General features: G+C 63.3%; 16 protein-coding genes. 14 read left to right on the top strand and 2 right to left on the bottom strand.

All coding sequences use genetic code 11. The features are described 5' to 3' along the window. Window positions 1-49 precede the first annotated feature (49 nt). From VCS63_RS00580 to VCS63_RS00545, 8 genes are all read left to right on the top strand, one after another. On the top strand, window positions 50-964 hold the full coding sequence (locus VCS63_RS00580) for a branched-chain amino acid ABC transporter permease (RefSeq protein ID WP_082884663.1): 915 nt from the start codon (window positions 50-52) through the stop codon (window positions 962-964). Continuing rightward, window positions 961-2,727, top strand: a complete 1,767-nt coding sequence (locus VCS63_RS00575; protein ID WP_042796210.1) for an ABC transporter permease subunit — start codon at window positions 961-963, stop codon at window positions 2,725-2,727. Before VCS63_RS00580 ends, VCS63_RS00575 begins: the two co-directional genes overlap by 4 nt. Before the next feature lie 9 nt (window positions 2,728-2,736). Then, window positions 2,737-3,459, top strand: a complete 723-nt coding sequence (locus VCS63_RS00570; protein WP_042796211.1) for an ABC transporter ATP-binding protein — start codon at window positions 2,737-2,739, stop codon at window positions 3,457-3,459. Between the two features lie 10 nt (window positions 3,460-3,469). Next, window positions 3,470-4,660: a CaiB/BaiF CoA transferase family protein gene (locus VCS63_RS00565; RefSeq protein ID WP_063641353.1), complete on the top strand. Its 1,191-nt coding sequence runs from the start codon at window positions 3,470-3,472 to the stop codon at window positions 4,658-4,660. A gap of 11 nt (window positions 4,661-4,671) precedes the next feature. Further along, window positions 4,672-5,625, top strand: coding sequence for a hydroxymethylglutaryl-CoA lyase (locus VCS63_RS00560; protein ID WP_323878000.1), 954 nt, complete (start codon window positions 4,672-4,674; stop codon window positions 5,623-5,625). Window positions 5,626-5,719: 94 nt separating this feature from the next. Then, window positions 5,720-6,505 carry a 2-oxo-tetronate isomerase gene (gene otnI / locus VCS63_RS00555; protein WP_076816543.1) on the top strand — a complete coding sequence of 262 codons (786 nt, stop codon included), beginning with the start codon at window positions 5,720-5,722 and terminating at the stop codon, window positions 6,503-6,505. Between the two features lie 104 nt (window positions 6,506-6,609). Beyond that, a complete protein-coding gene (locus VCS63_RS00550) occupies window positions 6,610-7,590 on the top strand; it encodes a Bug family tripartite tricarboxylate transporter substrate binding protein (RefSeq protein ID WP_042796213.1) in 981 nt (326 codons plus the stop codon). Window positions 7,591-7,702: 112 nt separating this feature from the next. Next, a complete protein-coding gene (locus VCS63_RS00545; RefSeq protein WP_042796214.1) occupies window positions 7,703-8,278 on the top strand; it encodes a hypothetical protein in 576 nt (191 codons plus the stop codon). 37 nt (window positions 8,279-8,315) lie between these two features. Here VCS63_RS00545 and VCS63_RS00540 read toward each other — a convergent pair whose 3' ends face one another. Both VCS63_RS00540 and VCS63_RS00535 read right to left on the bottom strand, forming a co-directional pair. Continuing rightward, complete coding sequence (locus VCS63_RS00540) at window positions 8,316-9,221, bottom strand: EamA family transporter (RefSeq protein ID WP_076816538.1); 906 nt, start codon at window positions 9,219-9,221, stop codon at window positions 8,316-8,318. Window positions 9,222-9,294: 73 nt separating this feature from the next. After that, complete coding sequence (locus VCS63_RS00535; protein WP_323877998.1) at window positions 9,295-9,939, bottom strand: LysE family translocator; 645 nt, start codon at window positions 9,937-9,939, stop codon at window positions 9,295-9,297. 204 nt (window positions 9,940-10,143) lie between these two features. On the opposite strand from VCS63_RS00535, the gene VCS63_RS00530 reads away from it, so the two are divergent. From VCS63_RS00530 to VCS63_RS00505, 6 genes are all read left to right on the top strand, one after another. Next, a complete protein-coding gene (locus VCS63_RS00530) occupies window positions 10,144-10,605 on the top strand; it encodes an Lrp/AsnC family transcriptional regulator (protein WP_042796215.1) in 462 nt (153 codons plus the stop codon). A gap of 125 nt (window positions 10,606-10,730) precedes the next feature. Next, the gene (locus tag VCS63_RS00525) at window positions 10,731-11,258 is read left to right on the top strand and encodes a DUF4142 domain-containing protein (protein ID WP_323877997.1); all 528 of its coding nucleotides are present in this window, start codon (window positions 10,731-10,733) and stop codon (window positions 11,256-11,258) included. Further along, complete coding sequence (locus VCS63_RS00520) at window positions 11,251-11,619, top strand: cupredoxin family copper-binding protein (protein ID WP_323877995.1); 369 nt, start codon at window positions 11,251-11,253, stop codon at window positions 11,617-11,619. Before VCS63_RS00525 ends, VCS63_RS00520 begins: the two co-directional genes overlap by 8 nt. 22 nt (window positions 11,620-11,641) lie before the next feature. Then, entirely contained in the window at window positions 11,642-12,334 is a 693-nt protein-coding gene (locus VCS63_RS00515) for an RNA polymerase sigma factor (RefSeq protein ID WP_323877993.1), read from the top strand. A gap of 232 nt (window positions 12,335-12,566) precedes the next feature. After that, on the top strand, window positions 12,567-16,307 hold the full coding sequence (locus tag VCS63_RS00510) for a patatin-like phospholipase family protein (protein WP_323877991.1): 3,741 nt from the start codon (window positions 12,567-12,569) through the stop codon (window positions 16,305-16,307). 43 nt (window positions 16,308-16,350) lie between these two features. Continuing rightward, window positions 16,351-17,157, top strand: a complete 807-nt coding sequence (locus tag VCS63_RS00505; RefSeq protein WP_253636271.1) for a peptidoglycan-binding protein — start codon at window positions 16,351-16,353, stop codon at window positions 17,155-17,157. Window positions 17,158-17,168: the final 11 nt, after the last annotated feature.

Raw genomic sequence — 17,168 nt, 5'->3', positions numbered from 1 at the left:
CCGGGGCGCGGAAACGTCCCGGGGAGTCGTCAATAGGGGGGCATCCAGCATGCAAATACTACAAGCCATCTTGAGCGGGCTGGCCATGGGCAGCGTCTATGCCCTGGTCGCGTTCGGGTTCAGCATCACGTACACCACGACCAAGACCTTCAACTTCGGACAGGGCGCATTCCTTGCGCTGGCGGGCCTGATCGGCATCAGCGCCATTCTGCTGGTCAGCCAGGGCAAGCTGATCGGCTTTCCGAATCCGGAAGACGTGACCTGGGGGACATTCCTGTTCGCCCTGCTGGCCGCCATGCTGGTACTCAGCTTGCTGGGCTACGTGCTCTACGTCACCGCCATCCGCCACTTCGTGGGCGAGGCGGGGCTGTCTTGGGTGATGAGCACAATCGGTTTCGGCATCATCATCCAGAACCTGGCGTTGCTGATCTGGGGCCCGGCCCCCATTGCGGTGGCTTCGCCCCTGGGCGAGGGCATTATCACCGTCCTGGGCACCGGCGTGCGTCCGCAGGAGATCCTGGTGTTCGGCACCACGCTGGTGCTGATGATCGTGTTCGACTGGGCCTTGCACAAGACCAAGATGGGCAAGGCGGTGCGGGCGGTGGCTTTCAGCAAGACCGCCGCCAGCCTGATGGGCATCAATGCCAATGCGGTGGCGGTCGCCGTGTTTGCAATCAGTTCCGCGCTGGCCGCGATCGCGGGCGTGATGGTTGCGCCGATTGCGACGGCCTCGGTCTTCGTGGGCACGCTGCTGTCGCTGAAAGCCTTTTCGGCCGCGATCCTGGGCGGCCTCGAGAATCCTCGCGGCTGCATCTTCGGCGGCTTCCTGATCGGGCTGCTGGAGTCGCTGATCGGCCTCTGGTATTCGAACCTGCGCGAGATCGCGGTGTTTGCGCTGATCATCGTGGTGCTGTATTTCCGCCCGGCTGGCATTCTCGGCCGCGTGCATGCGGAGAAAGTATGAAGCTCTCCAAAATCCTCATCCCCCTGGTCATTGCGGCGCTCGCCATCGGGTATGCCTATTCGGGCCTGAATGACTTCTATCTGCTGATCCTGTTCAACATCGGGGTCTATTACATTGCCGCCACCGGCTTCAATATCCTGGTCGGCCAGACCGGACAGAAGTCCTTGGGCCATGCCGGCCTGTTCGGCGTGGGCGCCTACACGGTGGCGCTCCTGACCGTGAATTATCAGGTCGACCCCTGGTTGGCGCTTGCCTGCGCCGCGGTCGTGTCCGCGATTTTTGGCGTGGTGATCGCGATTCCCGCGCTGAAGGTCAAGGGCCCCAGCCTGGCCATGGTCACCATCGCCTTCGGCCTTCTGATCGAGAAAATCGTGTCCGAATGGACCGACGTGTTCAAGGGGCAGGAAGGTTTTTATGGCATTACTGGCCTGACGTTCGGCGGTGCCACGCTGGACAGCCGCCAGTGGGTAGTGGTGGTCGTGGTGCTCGGCCTGGCGCTGCACGCCATGACCTCGCTGCTGCTGAACGGACGTTTCGGACGCGGCTTTGCCGCCGTGCGTACCTCCGAAATCGCGGCCGAGAGCGTGGGCATCAGCGTGTACCGCTTCAAGATCCTGGCTTTCGCCATCAGCGCGATCACCTGCGGCATCGCGGGCGGGCTGGTGGCGCAGCAGAACCAGTACATCAACTCCGACTTCGTCAATTTCAACCTGTCGGTGTTCTTCCTGGTGCTGGTGCTGTTCGGCGGTCGCACCCCGGGCGGATCCTTCCTGGGCGCGGTCGTGTTGACGGTGATCGACGCCATGCTGGCGCGTTGGCCGGAAGTGCAGCATTTTGCCTACGGCCTCATCCTGCTGTTCGCGCTCTACGCCATGCCTGAAGGGTTGGCCGGCCTGCTGGCGAAAGTGCTGCCCAAGCGCGGCCAGCGCGAGGCGCTGGCGGCCCGGGCGGGCGATGCCGACTGGACTCCGGCGCCGCCGGCCTCCCGCGGCGGCGAGGCGTCCAGCTTCCTGGAAGTGAAGGATCTGTACAAGGCGTTCGGCGGCGTCGTGCCGACCAACAAGGTGTCGTTCACGCTGGAGCAAGGCGCCGTGGTGTCGTTGATCGGCCCCAATGGCGCCGGCAAGACCACCACGCTGAACCTGTTGTCGGGCCTGGTGGTGCCGGACGCTGGCAGCATTCGGTTCAAGAACCGTCAGATGGTCGGCCTGTCGCCCAATGAGATCGCCGCATCGGGTATTGGCCGCACGTTCCAGAACCTGAAGCTGTTCGACGGGCTGAGCGCCCTGGAGAACGTGATGGTGGGTTTCTACCGCGTGCAGAAATCCAGCTTCTTCTCCAATCTGCTGGGCCTGCCCGCGAGCCTGGCTGAAGAGCGGCGCATCCGCCAGCAGGCGTATGCCATCCTCAAGTTCTTCGAGCTGGATCGTTATGCGGACGAGCCCGCCAATAGCTTGCCCTACGGCTTGCAGCGGCGCCTGGAAATCGCCCGCGCGGTCGCGGCGATGCCGGACCTGCTGCTGCTGGACGAGCCGGCCGCGGGCCTGAATCCAGCGGAAACGGAGCAACTGACCGAACTCATCGTGAAGCTCAAGAACATGGGCCTGACCATTCTGCTGATCGAGCATCACATGGACCTGGTCATGGCCATTTCCGACCACATCGTCGTGCTGGACTACGGCGTGAAGATCGCCTCGGGACTGCCGAACCACATCCAGGAGAATCCGAAAGTCATCGAAGCCTACCTGGGCGCGCCGGCATAGGAGACCGCAATGAGCCGTTTACTGGATATCAAGAACCTGGCGGTGAGCTATGGCGCCGTCAATGCCCTGAAGCAGGTGTCGCTGCATGTGGACACGAACGAGATCGTGACCATCATCGGTGGCAATGGCGCAGGCAAGAGCACCATGATGCGCGCCTTGTCGGGCATCGAGAAATCCACCGGCGACATCGCGTTCGCCGGGCAGGACCTGGGCGGAGTCAGCGCACACAAGCGCGTCGGGCTGGGCATTGCCCATGTGCCCGAAGGCCGCCAGGTGTTCCCTGACCAGACCGTCCACGACAACCTGATGCTGGGCGCCTTCCTGCGCAAGGAGTCACCCGCCGAACTGGCCGCGGAAATCGAAAACTGCTTCGCGATGTTCCCGCGCCTGAAAGAACGGCGCGACCAGTACGCGGGCACGCTGTCGGGCGGCGAACAGCAGATGCTGGCGATCTGCCGCGCGCTGATGAGCAAGCCGCGCATCCTGATGCTGGACGAGCCTTCGCTCGGCCTGGCGCCGCTGATCGTGGCCGAGATTTTCAAGATCATCAAGTCGCTGAAAGAGCGCGGCATGACGATTCTGCTGGTCGAGCAGATGGCCAATCAGGCGTTGGCGATTTCCGACCGCGCATATGTCCTGGAAGTGGGCTCCATCGTGATGGAGGGCACGGGCCAGGAGTTGTTGGCCAGCGAGCGCGTGCGCGAGGCCTATCTGGGCAAACACAAGAGCTGACGAGGCAATCATGTCATCCAAACCATTGAGCGGAATCCGAGTGCTGGAGTTGGGCCAGCTGATCGCCGGACCGTTCGCCGCCAAGATGCTGGGCGAATTCGGCGCCGAGGTCATCAAGATCGAGCCGCCCGGCAAGGGCGATCCGCTGCGCAACTGGCGCCTGATCCACGACGGTACGTCCGTCTGGTGGCAGGTTCAGTCGCGCAACAAGAAGTCGGTCAGCCTGGACCTGCGCAAGCCCGAGGCGCAGGATCTGATCCGGACGCTGGTCAAGGACATCGACGTGGTGGTCGAGAACTTCAAGCCCGGCACCATGGAAGGCTGGGGACTGGGGTGGGAGGAACTGCGCGCCATTAATCCGCGCCTGGTGATGCTGCGCGTGTCGGGCTATGGCCAGACCGGCCCGTACCGTGATCTGCCCGGTTTCGGCGCAATCGGTGAAGCCATGGGCGGCTTGCGCCACCTGAGCGGCGAGCCGGACCGCACCCCGGTTCGCGTCGGGGTGTCCATCGGCGATTCGCTGTCGGCGTTGCACGGGGTCATCGGCATCCTGCTGGCGCTGCGCGCCCGCGACCAGAACGGCACCGGCCAGATGATCGACGTGGCGCTGTACGAATCCGTATTCAACATGATGGAAAGCTTGCTGCCGGAATACTCGGTGTTCGGAGAGATCCGCCAACCCGCCGGCAGCAGCCTGCCGGGCATCGCGCCCAGCAATGCCTACCGCTGCCAGGACAACAAATATGTGCTGATCGCCGGTAACGGCGACAGTATCTTCAAGCGGCTGATGGGTGTGATCGGCAGGCTTGACCTGGCCGAGGCCCCCGAGCTGGCGAACAACGCCGGCCGCGTGAAGCACGTGGTCATGCTGGATGACGCGATCTCGCAATGGACGGGCCAGCATCCGCTGGACGAGGTGCTGGCGCGCTTGAACGATGGGCAGATCCCGGCCGGGAAGATCTATGACGTGGCCGACATCGCGGCCGACCCGCATTACCGGGCGCGCGGCATGATCCTGGATGGCGCGCTGCCCGACGGCACGCCGGTGCAGGTGCCGGGCATCGTGCCCAAATTGTCGGAAACCCCGGGCGAAGTGCGCAGCTCGGCGCCGGCGCTGGGCCAGGACACCGACGAGGTACTGGGCGGCCTGGGCATAGACGAGGCGCAACGCCAGGACTGGCGCGCGCGCGGCATCATCTGAGGAAAGCGGCCATGAATATGACCAACCCCGGAACCAACGCCAGCCGCCAGCGGCTGTACATCCAGGAGGTCGCGCCCCGCGACGGCTTCCAGAACGAAAAGCAGTTCATCGAAACGCAGGACAAGATCGCATTCATCAACCGGCTGTCCACCAGTGGTTTCGCCAAGATCGAGGCGACATCCTTCACCTCGCCCAAGGCGATCCCGGCCTTGCGCGATGCCGAAGTCGTGATGCACGAAATCGAGCGTCATCCGGACGTCGTCTATACGGTGCTGGTGCCGAACGTGCGCGGCGCGCAGCGGGCGCTTGAGTGCAAGGTGGACGAGGTCAACCTGGTGATGTCGGTCAGCGAGACCCACAATCGCGCCAACCTGCGCATGACGCGCGAGCAGTCATTCGAACAATTGAGCGATGTGGTCAACGCGGTCCGCGGCAGCCGGGTCGCCATCAATGTGTCTCTGTCCACGGTATTCGGCTGCCCCATGGAAGGCGACATCAACGCCTTCGAGGTATTCGAACTGGTGGGACGCTTTGCCGCGCTGGGCGTGGACGGCGTGACGCTGTGCGACACCACCGGCATGGCCTATCCCACGCAGGTCGGCAAGATCGGCCGCGAGGTCCGCAAGCTGTTCCCCAGCCTGACCACGACCATGCATTTCCACAATACGCGCGGCATGGCGCTGGCCAACACCCTGATGGCCATCGAAGCCGGTATCGACCGCTTCGACGCGTCGCTGGGCGGCCTGGGCGGTTGCCCCTATGCACCCGGTGCCAGCGGCAATGTCTGCACGGAAGAGCTGGTGCACATGCTTGAGTTGATGGGCTACGACACTGGCGTGGACCTGGACGCCATACTGGGTATCTCGGCGACCTTGCCCGCGCTGGTGGGGCATGACATCCCCAGCCAGCTGCTCAAGGCGGGGCCGCGCCTGACCCTGCACCCGGCGCCAGACTTTGGCGCTTGAATTCGGCGCCCGATCTGGGCGCTTGATATGACGGCGAGGGCAGGCCGGGCGCGTGTGCTAATTTCCATGCATGCCGCCTGGTCCGGAGCCCGCCATGTTGAAGTTCGCCGCCAATCTTTCGATGATGTACACGGAACACGCGTTCCTGGATCGCTACGCGGCCGCTGCGGCGGACGGGTACACCGGGGTGGAATGCATGTTTCCCTACGAGGCGCCCGCCGCCTTCGTGCGCGAGCGCATGGACGCGGCGGGCGTCACCCAGGTGCTCTTCAATGCGCCGCCCGGCGTTGCCGCGCGCGGCGAACGCGGCCTGGCTGCCTTGCCGGGTCGGCAGGAGGAGTTCCAGGCGGGCATTGAGCAGGCGCTGTGCTATGCCACGGCGCTGGCTTGTCAGAACATCCATGTGATGGCGGGCCTGGTCCCACCCGATGCGTCGCGCGAGGCCATGCTGGATTGCTACCGCGAGAACCTGGATTGGGCGGCGCGCCAGGCGCGCTCGGCCGGGGTCACCGTGCTGATCGAGCCGATCAATACCCGCGATATTCCCGGCTATTTCCTGAACCGCCAGGACGACGCGCACGCCGTTGTGCAAGCCGTCAACGCGCCCAATCTGAAAGTGCAGATGGATCTCTACCACTGCCAGATCGTCGAGGGCGACGTCACTATGAAGTTGCGCGAATACTTGCCCACCGGGCGGGTCGGCCATCTGCAGATCGCCGGGGTGCCGCTGCGCCAGGAGCCCGATCGCGGCGAACTGGACTATGGCTGGGTGTTCGACGTGCTGCGCGAACTGCGGTACAGCGGCTGGATAGGCTGCGAGTACCGTCCTGCCGCCGGCACCTCGGCCGGCCTGCGCTGGTTGTCCGCCGCCCGTACCTGAGGTCCGCGGGACTTCGGGTTTTTCCGGTGATGTGCGCGGACGCTTCGGGTCGGATAATAAATCATTAATATGTTAAATAAATGGGCAGGCGAGGAGAGCGCGACATGTTCAAAGGCGTAGTGCGGCGGGCCTTGCTCGCGGCGGCGTTGACCGGGTTTTCAGCCATTGCCGGCCAGGCCGCGGCCGCCGGGTTTCCGGACCATCCAATCCGCTGGCTGGTGCCATTCAGCGCGGGCGGCGGCAGCGACATCGCGACCCGCATCGTCGCCAAGCACGTGGGCGATGCGCTGGGACAACCGGTTGTCGTGGAAAACCGGCCGGGCGCTGCCACGATCGTCGCCGCGCAGGAAACCGCTCGTGCCGCGCCCGACGGCTACACGCTGTTGACCGCAGGAATGAGCACGCTGGCACTGAATCCCTGGCTATACCAGAAGCTGCCCTACGACCCGGGAAAGGATCTGACGCCGGTTTCCACGCTGGTATCGCTGCCCATCGTGCTGGTCGTGTCGCCGGATTCTTCGATGCATACGCTGGCAGACGTGAAGGCTTATCTGAAGGGCGACAAGCCGGGCAGCTATGCGTCGCTGGGCGTGGGCAGCCCTCATCACCTTGCCATGGAGCTTTTTCTGGATACCATCCAGGGCCGGGCCACGGCCATTCCGTACAAGGGCACGCCGCCCGCCCTGCAGGACGTGGCTGCTGGCGTGGTGCCGATGATGATGGCCGACCTGGCCGCCGCCCGTCCGCTGATCCAGGCGGGCAAGTTGCGTGCCATCGCGGTGCCGGCCGCGCAGCGTTCCGGGCAATTGCCGCAAGTGCCCACATTCGCCGAGGCGGGTGGCCCGGCCTTTGAGGCGGCCGCCTGGCAGGGCGTGGTTGCGCCTGCCGGCACGCCCGCTCCGGTGGTCGAAAAACTAAGCGGGGCAATCGCGCAGGCCTTGCGTTCGCCTGAGGTGGCCGAACAGCTCAAGCTGCAGGGCATGGAGCCCACGGGAAGCACTCCGCAGGCCTTCGCGGATTACGCGCGCAAGGAATACGAGCGTTGGGGCGCGGTGATCCGGAGCAAGAACATTTCCGCTCAATGACGGCGGACGGTAACAGCCGCCGCAAGGTGTAACCGGCGCGCGCGCGAGCGCGGCGCGGGCGTACGATAAAGGCACGTACATCCTGCCCGGCAGCCCGGGCAAGGAGCACATCATGTCTCTGATCGTAGCAGCCCGGTTCGAAGGTTTCGAGGCGGCGCAGGCCGCGGCCGAGCGTCTCTCGGCCAGTGGCTTTCCCCACTGGGACATCAACACCTTCTACGTGAATCCGGCGGGCGAGCATGGCCGCTATCCCTTGGGTGGCGACCGCCGTTCCGACCCGGACTCGGGGCGCGCCGACATCGGGGCGTTCCTGGGCGCCGGCGCCGTAGGGGCCGGCTTTGCGGTGTTTGGCGGGTTCGTGATGTCCGAGATCAGCGACTCCACGCCGCTGATCCTGGCCGCCGCCGGGGTGGGCGCCTATCTGGGATCGCTGTTCGGCGCTTTGTGGGTGACGGGCCACGGCAGCACCCAGCATGGCCACTTCAACCCCGATTCGCATGCCGAGATCCGCCAGGCCGGGGTGATGGTTGCCGTGCGCACACGGCCGCAGCGTGAAATGCTGGCGTGCCGCATCCTGCGTGACGCCGGCGGCGCGGACGTGGAACATGCCAACGGCCGCTGGCGCAACAACCACTGGGAAGACTTCGACCCGTTGGCGCCGCCCCAGCGCGAGATCGGATTCGGCTGAAGCGGCATCGGACCGCGGCGGCGACGCGCGTCCGCGCTCAATCCGGCGCGGGCGTGGGGGCGGTATTTTGCCGTCGGGCCGTGGCGGCGCAGCCCGCGGAAGCCACGATGATGCCGCAGATGGCCAGCCATTGCGTTTGCGACAGCTGTTCGTTCAGTACGATTACACCTGCCAGCGCACCCATGGCGGGCTCCATGCTCAGCAGCACGCCGAAAGTCTTTTGCGGCAGGCGCCGCAACGCCACCATTTCCAGCGAATAAGGCAAGGCACTAGACAGCACGCCCACCGCAATGCCGGCCAGGATCAAGGTCGGATCCAGCAGGGCCGTGCCGGCATGCGCCGCGCCGATGGGCAGCGCCACCAGCGTCGCCGCCGTCAGCCCGAGCGACGTGGCCTGTCCGCCATGCACGTTGCCGGCCATCTTGCCGAAGATGATGTAGAGCGCCCAGCACACCGCCGCGCCCAGTGCAAAGGCGATGCCGACGGGATCCAGGTCATGCACCGATTGCCCCGTGGGAATCAGCAGCACCAGGCCGGCGATGGCGCAGCCGATCCAGACGAAGTCGATGGCGCGACGTGACAGTGCCACCGCCAGGGTCAACGGGCCGATGAACTCGATGGCAATGGCCACGCCCAGCGGCAGCGTGCGCAGGGCCATGTAGAACAGCAGGTTCATGCAGGCCAGCGTCACGCCATACAGCGCGATCTTGGCCGCCGCCTGGCGCGTCAGCGGAAAGCGCCACGGGCGCCAGATCGCCACCAGGATCAGCGCGCCGATGGCGATCCGGTAGGCGGTCGTGCCTTGGGCGCCCACCATGGGAAAGAGCGACTTGGCAAACGAGGTGCCCACGCACAGCGAGGCCATCGCGCCGATCAGCGACAACACGGGGAGCAGGGTGGAAGAAGACGCGTTGCGTCCGGTGTTCAGGGTGGCGGCGGTCATGGCAAGGGTGGAAAAGCTCGCTACGTATCGGGACGGCAGGGGACTATAGGGACGGCAGGGGGCGTCAGGCGTTTCAGGGCGTCAGGTGTTCGGCGGTGGAGTAGAGCACATACAGGGCCAGGCCGAGCATGACGGCACCGAGCAGGCCCTGCTGCATCCGCAGGAACCAGGGGTTGCGGCCTACCCAGCCACGGATGCGCGAGGCGCCGTAGGCGAAGAAGCTGCCATAGGGCAGGCTGAGTACCTTCATCGTCACGCCCAGCACCAGCATCTGTATCCACACCGGGCCGTTGTCGGGCGTGGTGAACTGCGGCAGGAACGCGATCATGAACAGCAGCACCTTGGGATTCAGCAGGTTTGTCGTGAATCCCTGCCAGAAGGCGTCGCCCGCGTCCCCGGGCCGCGCCGCCAGCGACACGTCGGCCGAGCGCGCGCAGCGGATGATGGCCTTGATGCCCAGATAGCCCAGGTACAGGCCTCCGGCCGCCTTGATGCCCATGAACAGCGACGGAAATGCCTGCAGCACCGAAGCCAGGCCCAGCACCACCGCCGGCACCTGGATGAATCCGGCGGCGACATTGCCCAGGACACTGTGGAAGGCAGGGCGGAAGCCCTGCGTCATGCCCCGGGAGAGCGTCAGCGCCATGTCGGGGCCGGGCGTGAGTTTGAGCGCCGCGTCGGCGGCGAGGAACAGCAGAAAAAGCTGGAGTGACGGCATGATACGGGGGTGGGACGTACCCGCGGCGCGGGCAGAGGGCTTCCAGTGTAAGCAAGCCGGAAGATAAATTCCTGCATCCCGGCGGGCGGAAATGAAGTTTCCCTTCAAAATGGGGTCGGATTCCGTCGCGGCCGGGCTTAGAATCTATCCGCGGGCGTTTCCCGGCCTGCTTCCAGCCGTTCCGAGACCCGTTCCGAGGCCCTTATGGAACTAGACGATTTCGACCTCCAGATCCTGCAAAGCATGCAGGAAGACAATCAGCGCACCAGCCAGGAAGTTGCGCAGCGCGTGAACCTGTCGCCGGTGTCGTGCCTGCGCCGGATGAAACGCCTGCGCGAGTCCAAAATCGTGCTGGGCGACGTTTCCGTGGTCGACCCCGCCGCAGTGGGCCGGGCGATCATGATGGTCGTGCTGGTGACGCTGGAGAGCGAGCGCGCCGACAAACTCGACCAATTCAAGCGCGCGATGCAGTCCGCGCCGGAAATCATGCAGTGCCTGTCCGTCACGGGCGAGGTGGACTTCGTGCTGACCATCACCATGCGCGACATGGCTGAGTACGAGGCCTTTGCCCAACGCAATTTCTGGGGCAACCCCAACGTCAAGCGCTTTTCCACCCTGGTGGTATTGAATCGAGCCAAGTACGGGATGACGGTGCCGGTGGGCTGATTCTCGGGCGCTGCCTTGCGCCGGAACGCGGCGCGTTTTCGCGACATCCAACCCCATATGCAAGCAAGACGCCACGCCATCCCGGCGAGGGCTTCGCGCCTGCATCCATCGTATCGGGGGCGGAGATGAAAGCGATTCATGCAAGATGGTTCTACGCGCTGGCCTTGGTCAGCTGCAGCGTGTTTGCCCACGGCAATGGGCCGACGGATCCGCAGATCGCGGCCATTGTCGTGGTGGCCAATCAGGTCGACATCGACGCCGGCAAGCTGGCGCGGGACAAGACCGGCAACAAGGATGTCCACGAGTTCGCCACGTTGATGGTGACGGATCATTCCGCCGTCAACAAGTCGGCTAGCGAACTGGTGCAGAAGCTCAAAGTCGCGCCTGAACCGAACGCGACCAGCGACAGCCTGCAACAAGGCGGCGACAAGAACCTGGCCGCGCTCAAGGGGTTGAATGGCGCCGCCTTCGACAAGGCCTATGTCGACCACGAAGTGGCCTATCACGAGGCCGTAATTCAGGCGCTGGACACGACCCTGATTCCCGGCGCGCACAATGCGGAACTGAAAGCCTTGCTGGTCAAGGTGCGGCCCGCCTTCCTCGCACACCTGGAACACGCCAGATCCCTGCAAAAGAGGCTCAACGGTGGCTGATCCTTCCTCACTCGCGGCGAGAGGGCGCGCCGCCGTGGCCGCCCTGTGCGCGGGGTTGGCGCTGGCTGGCGGGCCCGCAAGCGCCCAACAGGCCCCGTCCGGCACCCAGCTGGCCGAGCATGTCGTAACCATAGAAGGGATGCAGTTCATGCCAGCGACGCTGATGGTCAAGCGTGGCGACAAGGTCACCTGGATCAATAAAGATCTGGTCCCGCATACCGCGACTGCCATTTCCAAAGCGTTTGATTCGGGTGTGATCGCGTCGGGCGCGTCCTGGACCTACACTGTGCGGGAGGAAGGGAGCAGCGCCTATGTCTGCCTGTTCCATCCGACCATGCAGGGAACCCTGATTGCGCAATGATGCGCGGGCGGAGGCCTGACCCATGACTGCACTTGCGGCGCTGGCGCCGACGCCGGCCGAGGATGATGACCTGGCCCTTGCGCATCGCATCGCGGCGGGCGAGGAAACTGCATTCGAATTCATGATGCGGCGGCACAATCGACGCCTCTACCGCCTGGCGCGCGCCACGCTGCGTAACGATGCCGACGCCGAAGACGCCCTGCAGGAGGCCTATCTGGCGGCCCACAGGCACATCGGAGATTTCCGCGGCGAATCGACCCTGTTCACCTGGCTGTCGCGGCTGTTGCTCAACGAGTGCTACGGCCGGTTGCGCAAGCACAGCCGCCGCGAGGCGCTGTTTCCCATCGCCGACGATATAGAGCATGAGGTTGATGCGATGACCATCAACGACTTCGACCCGCCATACCACGCCGCCGCCCGCGCTGAAATCAGAGGCTTGCTGGAAGCGCGGCTGGATTCCTTGCCCATCGCGTTCCGCACTGTGTTCGTGCTGCGCTCGGTCGAGGAACTGTCCGTAGAGGAAACGGCGCGCTGTCTGGACATCCCCGAGGCCACCGTCCGCAGTCGCCACTTCCGCGCCAATGCCTTGCTGCGTGAAGCGCTCGCGCGGGATATCGGGGCGGTGGAGAAGAGCCTGTTTGAGTTTGCAGGGGACGATTGCGATCGCATCGTTGCGACCACGCTTGCGCGCCTGCGGGAGCAGAAACGGACTTAAGTACATACCCAAAATTGGGGATGATCGACGTAGCAAGCGTCTAGTACAAAAGTGCGAATTGATTTCTGACGGTCCGGCGGCTCTAACCCCCGCACGAGGTGCGCGATTGCGCACTTCGCTGCGGAAGCGGTAATGCCGGCACACTGGTCCGGCTTGCCTAAAAGCGCGCCATTTCGTTCTTGGCTGCGCGGTCGGAGCCTATGTCGATAACCGCCGTCCAGCGGGAGGAGTCATGAGCACGATGTTGGATGCGTTGATCAAGGCCCGGCGCGAGGCGCTGGATGACCATACCTTGCCCCCAGATGCATCAAGAAAATGGGGACTCGCCCTGTCAGGCGGGGGAATTCGCAGTGCCACATTTTGTCTGGGGCTGATCCGATCTCTTGCCAGGCATGGAACCCTATTGCGCTTTGACATGCTGTCCACAGTTTCGGGCGGTGGCTACATAGCGGCCATGGTAGGCAGCCTGTTCAATCGTGCGAAAACGCCGTTGGAAGCGCAAGCAGTACAGAGCGCATTGGGCAACAAGAACGGAGCCTGGTTCTTGTGGTGGCTGCGAGCGAACGGTCGCTATCTGATTCCCAGCGGCATCAAGGATACGGTATTTGTTTGCGCGATGCTCCTCCGTAACCTCGCAGGCGTGCATTTCGAACTTGGTCTGTTGGCGCTGTTGTTAGGCATGTCTCTTGCCGTTGTAAACATGGCTGGCTGGGCGGCCATCGCCCAACTCGGGTTTATGGAGCCATCAGCCAGCTACTTCGATATGGTCCGATGGCTCCCGTCCTGGCTTCCGGTAGTTTGGCTTTTGCTGCCTGTCCTTGCCGTCGCCGGCGCCGTCTACGCAGTGGCATATTGGGCCCAGCCCATGGTCGCGACAAGTCTGCGCAACGGGAGACTTCTGTCGATATGGTTACTCGTGCTGTTGGCGGGGGGGGCGTTCGCGTGGGCATTCTGGCGTTATGGCCTGGTTGACGACGGTGTTGGTGCCCAGGTGCGCACCACGTTGTGGATTGCGGCGCTCGGCGCGTTGTTCGTCTGGCTGGTGGCAGTGCCATTGGTGCGCCGGCAACTGAAGAAGCGGGATGATTCGCAGCCAGGCCTGATAGACGCTCAGGTACGCAATGTCCTAACACGCAGGCTGGCATTCTGCTTGAGCGGATTTGGTGCGATTCTGATTCTGGGGTTGGTGGACCGGGCGGCCTGGGTTCTGGCATTCGAGCCAAATGGGCTGATGAGCGCGGGTGCCTTTCTGGTCGTGGCGGCAGCCGTCTTGCGTGCCGGCCTCCCACTGCTATCCAGTGCGACAAAGCCGCGCGGAAGCATTGCTATGGGAAGCTTGTTGTGGGTGGGCCGCATCGTAGGCTACATCCTGACGTTCTTGCTATGCGCATGGTGGGTATCGATCGTGTTCAAGGCGGCGATAGGAGCGGGCTTCCAGTCACCAGAGTTCCAGTATCAAAAAGCATTCGTCGTGCTGGCGCTTTTCTTTGCGCCCATCATGGCCTACATCGCGTTCACAGGAAGAAATTTCGCGTTTCTGAATAGATCGTCGCTCCACGCCTTTTACAAGGCTCGTCTCACACGCAGCTATCTTGGCGCAGCGAATGAGCGTCGGTTTGGCCAGGAGGGCCTACTGGGCGCCCTGGAAACGGTGCCGAACGTGTTGCTGGCCAGCCTGGCCGGGAAAAGGATCGGAGACGTCATGCCGGGCGATGACATGAGTCTTGATGCATACCGGCCGCAGGCTTCGGGAGGGCCGATCCACATGATCAATCTCTGTGTGAATCAGACACGGGACCCGCGCGGAGGGCTGTTCAACCGCGACCGGCTGGGGTTGCCGCTGACGCTGGTTTCAGGCGGATGGATGAATGTGGGTCAGGAGGGTTGGCGGAAACTGGCGGAAAGCGCCCAACTCAGCGTTGGGGCGTGGATAGCCATTTCCGGCGCTGCGGCAGCGCCTGGGCTGGGTGATCGGACTCGCGGGGGTTTATCTGCGCTTCTGACATTTGCGGGCGTGCGCACAGGGTATTGGTGGAGCGGCTCTGAACGAGCAGAACAGACGGGCGTGCAAACCAAGCATTTGCGTACACCGCGCCTGGCCAAATCGCGTGGCCTGCTTGATGAACTTTTCGGCGTATTCAAGGGCACGAATGGTGCGGACTGGTTCTTGACCGATGGTGGGCACTTCGAGAACACCGGCGCTTACGCTTTGCTGGCGGAACGTGCTCGCGTCATTGTGTTGGCCGACTGTGGTGCCGATCCCCTGTATGCGTTTGGCGATCTTGAGAACCTGGTTCGCAAGGCGCGCATAGATCTCAATGCGGAGATTCTGTTTCAGCGTCCGAAGAGGCCGAATCAGCCCGCTGGATTTGGTTCCCTCAATGAACTGGCTTCATCGTCCGGAACAGCTTGCCTGGCGGTCGCGCGGGTGATTTACGACGGTGATGCAGAGCAGACGGGAATCATGATCATCGTCAAGCCCAACCTATGCGAGGGATTGCCTGTGGATCTTGTGAATTTCAAGGCGAAGAACCCTGATTTTCCACAGCAGACTACGGCCGACCAATTTTTTTCCGAGGCGCAATGGGAAAGCTACTTCCAATTGGGCCAGTTCATGGGACGCAGCCTCAGCCCTTCCTTTCTCAGAGGTATGCTGAATAACTTGGCGGAAGAGTTCGAGGCCGACGAATGTACGCCGTTCGATATGTCACCGGCTGGATCGAAGCCAATCGGAGAACAGGGCAAGAGCGGAACGAATAGCCGTCTGCCTGCGAGAATTGCCGCGACGGCAGTCGGGACGACCATAGGCCTAGGCGCGGTTGCAACGATAGGTGTGTCTGCGTGGCAGTACGTCGAAAATAGCCGGGCGCAGCTTGACCAGAGAAATGTCGAAGAACGTAACGTATTCAAGGCTAGGGAACGCGAAGCGCTCCGGGAGCTGACCGCGCTTTGGCATGAACTTCCTTCAAGACCGGCTGATGGCGCGCCGCCGAACCTAGATCCCAAGGCCTATAGCCTGCTTGCGGCTGCATTGCTGCGAGTGTCCGACACCCTGTGTCCCGATACCGGCACAGGATGGTTACTCAAGTCGCCTTTGGCGCAACGGATCTATGACGATGGAATGCGGGGCTGCCGGGCCATCGAGGGGGCACAGCGCCCAGATGCATGCAACATGCTGGTCGAGACAGTTCTTCGTGATGCTCAGAACACTATGCTGAACTGCATGATTCCGTCCTCAGATCCGGAAGCAGCCAAGCCGAGATACTGGATCTACGACTATGGTCCCAGGGCTGATGTAGTTGCCATGCACCCTTGTGATCCTTTGCTGATGGAGACCCTGACGCGTCGACAGCTGCAGATGGAGAATTTTGGACTGGCCGGCAATGGATACTCTTCCGGGCTGCTGGCTTCCAACACTGCAAGGACGGTGGCCGGACGGTGTGGCGTGGTCCGTCCAGAGAACACGGCTACGGATGTCGCAGGCAGCGTGGAGAATGGTGTCACGGTAAGGGATATTGCAAGCAACATAGAGGGCAGTGCTACTGCTGCAGTGCGATCGGCATCGGCGCAGATGCCAGAAGAGGTACCGATACCGATACCGGTTCCGGCTTCTGCCTCGCATGCGTCTCTGAATGTCTGCAAGGATGTGACCGTATACGTGCAGATTTACGGTCAGACGCAGCGGGACGAGGTCAGAAAGTACCGGGAAGCGTGGCGCGAGTTGGGCGCAAGCGTGCCGCCGATCGAGGACGTGGTCGCCACTGCCGAGCGGGCGGGCCGCAACAGCCCTCGGCCTGTCAGCCGAAACACCGTGCGCTTTCATGACCAAAATTCTGCTGCATGCGCGAACGCCTTGGGCATGGCAGTAGGCATGGATAACTGGAGAATTGAGCCCCTGTCCGCCCAGTTCAAGTCCAGCAGGCGGACCGTGGAGGTCTGGATCGCGCCGCGCGCGTCCGCAGACAATGGTTGAAGCGCGCAAGGGCCACGCCGGGCGAAATCATCAGGAGAAAGCAATGGCAAACGGAACCTTGAGCGTTGGTGATAGTGGTCCGAAGGTCTTGCGCCTGCAGAAGGCGCTTGGCGATCATGGCTTCAGTCCCGGCCTGGCCGACGGTGAGTTCGGCCAGGGCACGGCGGCCGCTGTGACCGCATTCCAACGCAGCGAAAACCTTTTGGCTGACGGTGTCGCCGGCCCGCGCACGCAAGCCGCGTTGGGACTGATTGCGAATCCCAAGCTACGCGATGTATCCGGAGACGTGTCGGTGCAGGTGGTCGGACAGATGTTCCCGCAGACACCGCTGGCCAACATACGAAAGCACCTGCCTATCGTTCTTGATGCGCTGGTCGAACATAACCTCAGGGACAAGCCTATGATCCTGATGGCGCTTGCCACGATCCGCGCGGAAACCGAGAGTTTCCGTCCCATCAGCGAAGGCATTTCGCGTTTCAATACGTCGCCCCGCGGACATGACTTCGATCTCTACGACAACCGTCGTGACCTGGGAAACCAGGGTGAGCCAGATGGGGCTTCGTTCCGCGGCCGGGGCTTCGTGCAGCTGACCGGGCGGGCCAATTACAACAGATACGGTCCACGCCTCTCGCCCAAGGAGAGTCTGGTCGCCAATCCTGAGCGTGCCAACGATGCAAAGGTGGCGGCAAAGCTGCTGGCACTCTTTATCGGCGACCGGGAGCTGTCCATCAAGGATGCGCTGTTGCATGGAAATTTCCAGGCGGCGCGCCGCCTGGTAAACGGTGGCGTACACGGTCTGGACCGCTTCATGGACGCCTATCGGCGCGGAGATGCGCTGCTTACGGGTTGATCGAATCACTG

Source organism: Achromobacter sp. D10, assembly GCF_035282245.1.
Taxonomy (GTDB): domain Bacteria; phylum Pseudomonadota; class Gammaproteobacteria; order Burkholderiales; family Burkholderiaceae_B; genus Achromobacter; species Achromobacter insolitus.
Note: the sequence above shows the minus strand (reverse complement) of the source record. Positions and strands in the feature narration are given on the sequence as shown.